Source organism: candidate division TA06 bacterium (assembly GCA_004376575.1).
GTDB lineage: Bacteria > Hydrothermota > DG-26 > E44-bin18 > E44-bin18 > E44-bin18.
Genome location: SOJN01000048.1, coordinates 1 through 8,229, shown reverse-complemented (window position 1 = coordinate 8,229; position 8,229 = coordinate 1). Strand labels below are relative to the sequence as shown.

At 50.9% G+C, this 8,229-nt stretch carries 8 protein-coding genes; 6 read left to right on the top strand and 2 right to left on the bottom strand.

The features are described 5' to 3' along the window. The first annotated feature begins 409 nt into the window (after nt 1-409). From E3J62_03840 to E3J62_03820, 5 genes are all read left to right on the top strand, one after another. Nucleotides 410-829 (top strand): CBS domain-containing protein, encoded by a 420-nt coding sequence (locus E3J62_03840; protein ID TET46587.1) that lies wholly within the window; start codon nt 410-412, stop codon nt 827-829. A gap of 98 nt (nt 830-927) precedes the next feature. Continuing rightward, complete coding sequence (locus E3J62_03835) at nt 928-1,227, top strand: hypothetical protein (GenBank protein ID TET46586.1); 300 nt, start codon at nt 928-930, stop codon at nt 1,225-1,227. Between the two features lie 99 nt (nt 1,228-1,326). Next, nucleotides 1,327-2,094, top strand: coding sequence for a hypothetical protein (locus E3J62_03830; GenBank protein ID TET46585.1), 768 nt, complete (start codon nt 1,327-1,329; stop codon nt 2,092-2,094). Beyond that, nucleotides 2,091-2,903, top strand: a complete 813-nt coding sequence (gene ccsB, locus E3J62_03825) for a c-type cytochrome biogenesis protein CcsB (GenBank protein ID TET46584.1) — start codon at nt 2,091-2,093, stop codon at nt 2,901-2,903. Before E3J62_03830 ends, ccsB begins: the two co-directional genes overlap by 4 nt. 26 nt (nt 2,904-2,929) lie before the next feature. Then, on the top strand, nt 2,930-3,862 hold the full coding sequence (locus tag E3J62_03820; protein TET46583.1) for a PASTA domain-containing protein: 933 nt from the start codon (nt 2,930-2,932) through the stop codon (nt 3,860-3,862). Nucleotides 3,863-3,873: 11 nt separating this feature from the next. On the opposite strand, the gene E3J62_03815 is transcribed toward E3J62_03820, so the two are convergent. After that, the gene (locus E3J62_03815) at nt 3,874-4,827 is read right to left on the bottom strand and encodes a phosphoesterase (protein ID TET46582.1); all 954 of its coding nucleotides are present in this window, start codon (nt 4,825-4,827) and stop codon (nt 3,874-3,876) included. A gap of 1 nt (nt 4,828) precedes the next feature. Further along, nucleotides 4,829-6,436 (bottom strand): APC family permease, encoded by a 1,608-nt coding sequence (locus E3J62_03810; protein ID TET46581.1) that lies wholly within the window; start codon nt 6,434-6,436, stop codon nt 4,829-4,831. Between the two features lie 455 nt (nt 6,437-6,891). Here E3J62_03810 and E3J62_03805 point away from each other — a divergent pair, with 455 nt between their 5' ends. Next, nucleotides 6,892-7,830, top strand: a complete 939-nt coding sequence (locus E3J62_03805) for a hypothetical protein (GenBank protein TET46580.1) — start codon at nt 6,892-6,894, stop codon at nt 7,828-7,830. Nucleotides 7,831-8,229 lie beyond the last annotated feature (399 nt).

Genomic DNA, 8,229 nt, shown 5'->3' with positions numbered 1-8,229 from the left:
GGCAAGATGTCACGCCTGGCACCGGGGCTGGGCATAAGATCTCGTATCTGAGGTGGTTCTGCTACTTCAAAACACACAGAAAAAACAACACCTCATGACCTTTATGCCCATTCTGAACACTTCGCCATGCTCCCTTCGATTTCTCAGGAGGCCGTGAAACGCCCCAGGCAGGCCCCGTGTATCTCACTTCGCGAGAAACGGGGCAGGCAGCATAAACTTCGCGAAGAATCTGCTTTTTGCGTTCTGGTCATTCTTTCCACTTCACCGCCTGCAATTCGTACTTCGTACATCCCGTACAAAAAAGCAGATCCTCCAGCCGGGCCTATTTCGTTTGACCCCAAGCGTGCTTTCGGATAAGATTCTAGCGGTCGATTGAAAGCAGTAATAGTCGCATAAGGAGGTGTGTTAGATGCTCATATCAAACTGCATGAAGCACGATGTGAAAACATGCAGCACTTCAACAACTGTTTTTGATGCAGTCAAGAAAATGGCTGAACACAACGTGGGTTCACTGGTGGTAGTGGATGGAAAGAAGCCAGTAGGGATCTTCACAGAACGCGATTTGTTAAAGCGTGTGGTAGCACCAAGCAAAGATCCTCAGAAAGTAACGATAGCCGATGTGATGACCAAAGATATTTTTGCAGTCGATGCAAGCGACTTCATAGGAAATGTCCACCATAGTCTATCTGAAAAAGGAATCAGGCATGCTCCCGTCGTTGATAAGGGAGTCCTTGTAGGTATCATCTCGAGCACGGACCTGACCAGAATCCTGGACGCTCAGATCTACGGCCTCTACTTCAGGAAAAAGGATCTCTCAGGAGACTACTAGAAGAGACGAACGGAATAAGATGCGACAAGCGAAGATAGGTCACACAAGCCCCACTGAATAACGTAGCGACAGTGTGAGCTCAATCTTAGAACATCTCAATGGAGAGTATTCCACTGCAAGATAAGAGCCCCGGACCTAATGTGTCAGAATTGCAGCGTTTCAGTCTGTTGAGGGGAACTTGGCGCCTGCTTAACTCCTTCAAATTCGTGATCGCACTTCTTTCGATCATAGCGTTGATCTCATTTGTCGGTGTGCTTATACCCCAGGGTCTGCCCGAGCGTGTTTACATAAAGAAGTTCGGTCTGCCCGGTCACATCATCCTTGCATTTGGGCTGGACAATGTCTTCAGAACGGGCTGGTTCCTGGGAATGCTCGCCTTTCTCGCTCTTGACATATGAATCTGCATTACCCGGAGGGCGGTCGCCCTGCTCCGCTCCGGCATCAAGCGCACCCCGGTATCGATTAGAAGACTTGGTTCTATAATACTGCACCTCAGCATGGTCTTGGTACTTCTGGGTGGAATGACCACCGGACTGCGGGGTTTTAGAACCCAGAAGAAGATGTCTCAGGGAGATAGCATCCCGGTCCCCGGAACTGAAACAAAGTTACGTTTGAATAGATTCGAGATCGAGACGACCGCGGATGGCGCGGTGAAGCAGTACCGGTCCCATGTCTCCCTCATTTACCCTGACGGGAAGATCGAAGACCACAGCATCACGGTCAATCATCCACTTACTCATAGAGGTATCAACATCTTTCAGAACTCCTATGGCAAGGAACGCAGGGGGATAGAGTCAGCTTCTCTGGCCGTAACAGATAAGGGAAGTGGCGAGCGTATCGGACGCACGACAGCTAAGTTCAAGAAAAGGACTAAGGTGAGCCGGACCAATTTCTCCGTGCTTGTTAAGGACTTCGTGGGCGACTTTGTGATAGATGTCCATACAGGTAGAGTTGACAACCGTTCTGCAGAACATAGAAACCCGGCAGTTCTAGTCGAATTGTACGTGGATGACAATCTCCTCTCGTCCGGCTGGTCCTTCATAGAAATTCCTGGATTTCATTCCCGGGATGGGTTCTATGACATCCTGTTCTTGGACTATGAACCTAGTTTCTATTCGATTCTGGAGATAGCAAGCTCCCCTGGGATAGGACTGGTCTACATCGGATTTGCGGGCGCGGCAATCGGGCTTATTCTCAGTCTCAGCCTTGCCCGGAGCCCAAGGATCAATCACTCAATGGAGCAAAAGGAGGAATCATTAACATGAACGATGTCTTCCTCTTCTGGGTTGCTTTCTGGGCGTATCTTCTAGGAATAATCCTAAATATCCTGGCGACCATCAATAAGCGAAACGGACTGTGGGTCTCAGCAAGGGCTGTTATGGCCATCGGGTTCGTCGCCCAGACCGCCGCCCTCATCGTCAGGTCTATTGGAACCCGTCATCTTCCCTTTACAGACCTGTTCGAGTACATGTCCCTTTTCGGCTGGGCGACAGTGCTGCTCTATCTGATAATGACGTTCCGCCTCAGGTGGGCGGCCATGGGAACCATGATAGGAGGCGTCGCCTTTGCAATGATAGTGGGCGCTTCACTGCTTCCGAAGGAGGGACAGACACAGCTTGTTCCGGCCCTGCAAAGCTACTGGCTGCACATCCACGTGACGCTCGCGGTCTTTGGAGAGGCGGCGTTCGCCGTGGCCTTTGCTACGTCCATCATGTACCTTTTCATTCGTAAGAGAGTGCTGCGACGGGGCGATTCTGAAACATCTTCGGAACCCCTTTCGAGACTGGACAGTTTATCCTACAACTTTATAAAGCTGGGATATCCCCTGTTCACAATAGGCGCGCTATTCGCTGGCGCCATATGGGCCCAACGCGCCTGGGGATCCTTCTGGTCCTGGGATCCGAAGGAAGTGGGTTCTCTCGTTGTATGGCTCGTCTACTCTGCCTATCTGCACACCCGCTTTGTCAAAGGCTGGCGCGGTCGTGGCTCAGCTATTCTCTCTATTATCGGCTTTTCACTGGTTGTATTTACTATGCTCGGAAACCTCTTTCTGGGAGGACTCCATGCATACTAAGAGATCGTCTTCAAGAGGAGGTGGCCATGTTCAAACTGCTCACGCCTACCGTGGTGTGTCTGATTCTCTCAAGTTCGTCAGTAGCAGCGGCATCAATGCAGTGGTTTTCTCTCGGGTACTTCAGATATCCTGACATTCCGGGATCAAAAATAATGTCTTTCGATCTGGAAAAAGCCAACCTCGCTTCAGCAAGATACGTGAAAATCGTTGATGCTGGCTCGGGTGCTTCAATTGATGCCATTGTCGCATCGAGATTCTCTGGGAGTGACGGATACGCGGACGAAGTGAGAGACTTCTTTGCCGGAAGAGGAGGCGACGCCAAATCGATGGAAGCCGCATTGGGCAAACCCGATTACGGCGCGGTGAAGGTATCCTACGCAAAACTCGGCAAGGATGGCTGGATAACACTCGACATGGGTCCACGCGAGGAGATCATCGACGGCCCAGGGGACGATTTTGAAATATATAGCGTCGGATCAGCTGATGCCATAGTGGTGTACGTTTCGTCTGGCGAACCTGTCGGCCAACTTCACAGACTGGAGGTTGGAAGCGTTGCCTTCGGGTCGATAAGTGTCGAATCCAGCCCCGGAACGATTGTTTACCTCGATGGAAGAGAGATAGGTGAAGTGCCCCGGTGGCTTGACAATGTGACTGCTGGATCGCACGAGGTGATACTCAAGAACCCTCACGAAACGTTCAGAGACTTGATCAGTGTAGAAGCCAACCACGTTACAAGGATCAAACATTCATTCTTAGTCGAGGTCCCCAAACTCTTCCGCCTGACCGAAAAGGCTGCCGGAGATAAGCTCAAGGCGGCAGGGTTCAGAGTGAAGGTCAAGTATGCCACCAACGAAGAGTATCCCTTCGGCCGAGTTATAGCGCAGTCCCCTAAAGCCGGAGAAAAAGCGCACGCAGGCAGCACGGTCAAGATAACCGTAAACAGGGAAGCAAAGTACTAGAGGAGAATAATCTACCCCTCAACCTTCCAGTAGTTGCCCAGGCCGTCTTCGGTCAGTTCTACGATGAACCCTCTGAGGATTCCTTCTGAGTATTCCGAACCTGGATTCACAACAGGTGTGTTTTTGATTTTGTCCGATGCAAAGGATTCATGAATGTGGCCGTGCAGTCCTATCAGGGGCTGATACTTCTCAATCGCTTTCCTTACAGCCTTGCTTCCGCAGTGAACCATCACCACTGAACCTGCAACAATTACAGGCCTCATGGTTCTATCCAACTTCGGCGCCATGTCCAGTTGAGTCTGGAAAGGTGGGCAGTGAAAGTTCAGCACCGCTTTGTGTGGATCATCAACCTTTGAGACCAGTTCATCTATCTTCTTGAGAAGCGCTTTCTCGTCCATCTCTCTGTCAGTATTCCAGGGCGTCGGATTCACATAGTCAAGGCTCACCATCTGGTATCCGTAGGGAAATTCAACCACTTTCTCCAGGGGATATATCACACCTTTGTCTTCAAAGTCCTTGATCACCTGATCCATTGTGAGGAAATCGTCGTTGCCGGGCATGGCAATGGTCATCACGTTTTTCGTGTCCACCTTCTCCACAAGCATCTCCATCCATTTTCGAAGTCTATTGCGTATTTCTCGATCCATCAGTTCGTTCAATTTATTCTCATCAGACTTGAGCTCCTGAATCTCCTCAGGAGTCGCGATAAATGGATAGGCCCCAGCAGACTCGAGCCTATCCACCATCTCCTTCACCTCTTTGTCTGTCTTGAGATTGAACTTGCCCCCAAAATAGGTACACGAATGGGAACCGTCACTCTGCCTGATCAACGGGACAAAGGCCTTGCCCGTAAGGTCGCCTGCCAGTATGAGTATGTCAGGTTTATATACCGATACTACTGATATCCACTTTCGCCATACATACGTGGAGCCGTGCGCGTCTGCCGAGAAGTATATCTTCTTCATCTTATGCCGGAGGGACCTGCTGATAGATGGATCTTACGTCTATTCCTTTCCTGGTGTTGGATGCATAATATGCTAGAAAAATCACCACGCCAAGGAACATCCAGCCGCTCTGGACAAGTAGGTCTCTGCTTATGCTCAGCCAGGAACCGGCTATAAAGAGATACCAGAAGTTGAAGCCGAACCCTATCATCCCGAGAATCGACATCACCGGAACTCCGCGTATCTCTAGCTTCCTTCCTCTTTCATATATGTCCGGCCTTATGTAGGGAATGGCTACTGCTGCCAGGCAGCCCAGTGTGACCGCAAACTGGTAGAGCATAGTGGTGTCCATTGCCGCCACCCAGGACCCAACAACCCCCTTCTCCGCGACGTATGATATGAGAACACCTACCAGTCCACCCACCAGCGTCAGCAGAATTGCATAGTGGGGAGTGTGGTACTTGGGATTAACCTCGGCAAACTTCGCAGGAAAGAATCTGTCAAAAGACCACGCGAACACCTGTCTTGAACAGATAACGAAGAAGACCGGTATGTCGTTCATCAGCCACAGGGCCGCAGATATTGCCACAAGGAACTGAACTGCAAACAGGCCTGGGGCCATGGCCGCGGCAAAAGTGGGCAAATACGGTGCTGGCGCATGTGGATATATCGCGGTGAGCGCTTGCCAGGCTTCGGGGTGCTTGTACACGTTGCAGTACATGGGAATGAAGTTGCCAAAAGCTCTGTATGTCATGAAACTCAAGAATACATAGTAGAGGACGATTATGCTTGCTCCACCCAGAAGACCGATGGCCATTGTCCTTCTCGGATTCTTGACCTCGCCTCCAACATAGGCAGCCGCGGTAACGCCTATATAGGCCCATATGCCGCCGACCCCGGCCAACAGCGTGGCGACAAGACTGAAGCCCGTGGGCCTCCACACATCGGTGAACTGGTTTGAGAGCTCAACAACCTTTTGATACATGCCCGAGCCGTAGACCGCATCCCAATTGACTGCCACCAGAGAGGGCCCTCTTGCCATGAATATTATCATTAATACCGAACCAATGGCTGGAAGAATGAGCATCCAGTTTATTATCTTCGTATAAGTGGTCATGCCTCGCAGAGCAACCAGCGAGAAGACGACCACCATCGCAAACCCGAGCCACAGGCCCCAGTGAGGCGCGCTTATGATAGAACCTATCCTCAGGAGTGCCTCATTCTGCATGGCAGAACCGGCGATCTGGAAAGTAAGACCCCAGATAGGAATGTCATAAAATGCTATGATCCCGAAGGAGAGGACCTCGGTGAACCAGAATCCCCAACTGGCAAGAAATCCCATGATCGGGCTTATGCCCCTGGTTATGTAGATGTAGTCTCCGCCAGTTCTGGGCATGGCCGTAGAAAGCATCATGTAGACTGCGGCAGTTATGATGGCAATTATTCCAGTGAAAAGAAAGGCGAGCGGCACATTCGCTCCCGGGCTAGTGTAGCTGGCATAAACCATGAGCTTATTGATGCCGCCGCCTATGGTGTGGCAGAGAACCAGGCTGAGAGCGGAGAAAGCTCCGACAGTCCTTATTAACCCTGAAGACCTTCTGGTAAAGACAATAGGTTCCTCAGAATCCATCTTCCCCTCCCATTTGGGGTAGGGTATAGGATTGACATAACTGCGTCAAGGCAAAAAACGCTATACGCTATACGATAGCTGTCAGCTCTCAGCCACCAGCTTCCAACACCACAGGAACCATTTAACCACAGATTTCACAGATTGTGACAAGATTATTTTCTGGTTCGGGTTAAGCCATGAGGATGAGGTTTGAATCTGTGTGAATCTTGTGAAATCTCATGGTTTCAGGTGTTGCGCCCAAACCTCTGTAACCACAGATTAACACAGATTTCCACAAGATTGTTCTCTGGTTCGGGTTCAGCCATGAGGATGTGGTTTGAATCTGTGTTAATCTCGTGGAATCTGTGGTTAGTATTTTTATTTTCGATTTTCGATCTTCGATTTTCGGTATTTCGGGTTTAGGTTGAACGGTGTTTGGACAAAGTATACAATACGGACACAAGAAGGGGGGAGATGTGAAGGTTCTGGTCTTTTCGGACATGGAAGGCGCCAGTGGCATAAACACGTACGAACAGGTGATCAAGGAGTTCGGTGAACCCTTTGAAGAAGGGAGAAGACTCCTGATGGGAGACATAAATGCTGCCATTGTGGGCCTAAGTGAGGCTGGCGCTACTGACTTCGTTGTCGCAGATTCGCACAGAAGGGGTTCACCTCCGAACGTGGTTGACGATAAACTGCAACAGAACGCAACCGTGATTCGAGGAGACGACATTTCCAGGTACGACTATTCTGGCCTTGCAGCGCAGGTGCTGGTTGGGTTCCATTCGAAGGCCGGCACAGAAAGTGGATTCTTGAGCCACACCATGAGCTCACTCCTTGGTTTCGCAGTACGGGTCAACGGGAGATGGGCAGGGGAGGGGGAACTCGAGATCTGGAAGGCAGGACGCTTTGATGTGCCCACCATAATGGCCGCTGGCGACTCAGCGTTGGCATCTGAAATCAAGAGCTTCTTCAGTGATATCCCGACTGTTGCAGTTAAGGCCTCTGAAAGCAGGACGCAAGTGCATTGTCTCGATCCGAAAGATACTCAAGATGAGATACGAAAGACTGCCGCCCACGCACTGAACAGCCTGGCTTCTTTCAAGGTCAACATTGTCAGAGAGCCCATCAATCTCGTGATTGCCTTTAAGTCAGAAGAACTGACCGATTGGGCGGCGAAGATGCCCAGAGTGAAGAGAATCCACAAGCGGGCGATTTCTTACGAAGCGAAGGACTGGGAGGAGGCGCGAGCCGCCTATCACACTGCCTACCACCTTGCCTTCCGTGTCGTCGATCCAGCAACAGCCAGGCTTGGTGATGACGAAAGAGTGAAGGAGATGCGCAAGGAGCTGGTAAGAAAAATGATCCGTGAGCGCTGGGCCCTACCCTTGGAACCCCTACCCAACATCCCCTAATCCCGTTCTCGAAAATCGAAATTCCCTTCCACCCAAACCCAACCACTCCCGAAAATCGAAATCGAAATAGGGCCACGCCATCGTAGAGGGCGTGAGACATATTTCGTCCTGAGGCAGCTCGTTACCATGGCGCTGGTAGGCCTAGACCTCGCCGAAGGATCTGCTTGTGCCAGATTGCTCCGCGCCCATTTTGACTTGCCGAGGGGTGAAGAGTGTACCAAAAGCAGATTCTTCCCCCCTTCGCCTAATCGGCTTCGGGGGACTTCGCCCGACTCAGCGCTATCGCCTTAGTCGGGCTTGCGTCTTCTATGCCTCCGAAGGACAACTGGGCTCCTCCCCGTAGAAGAGCGTGTCCCAAAACCTTGATGCTTTTGAAGGTCATTTGCTCTCTCGCTCTCT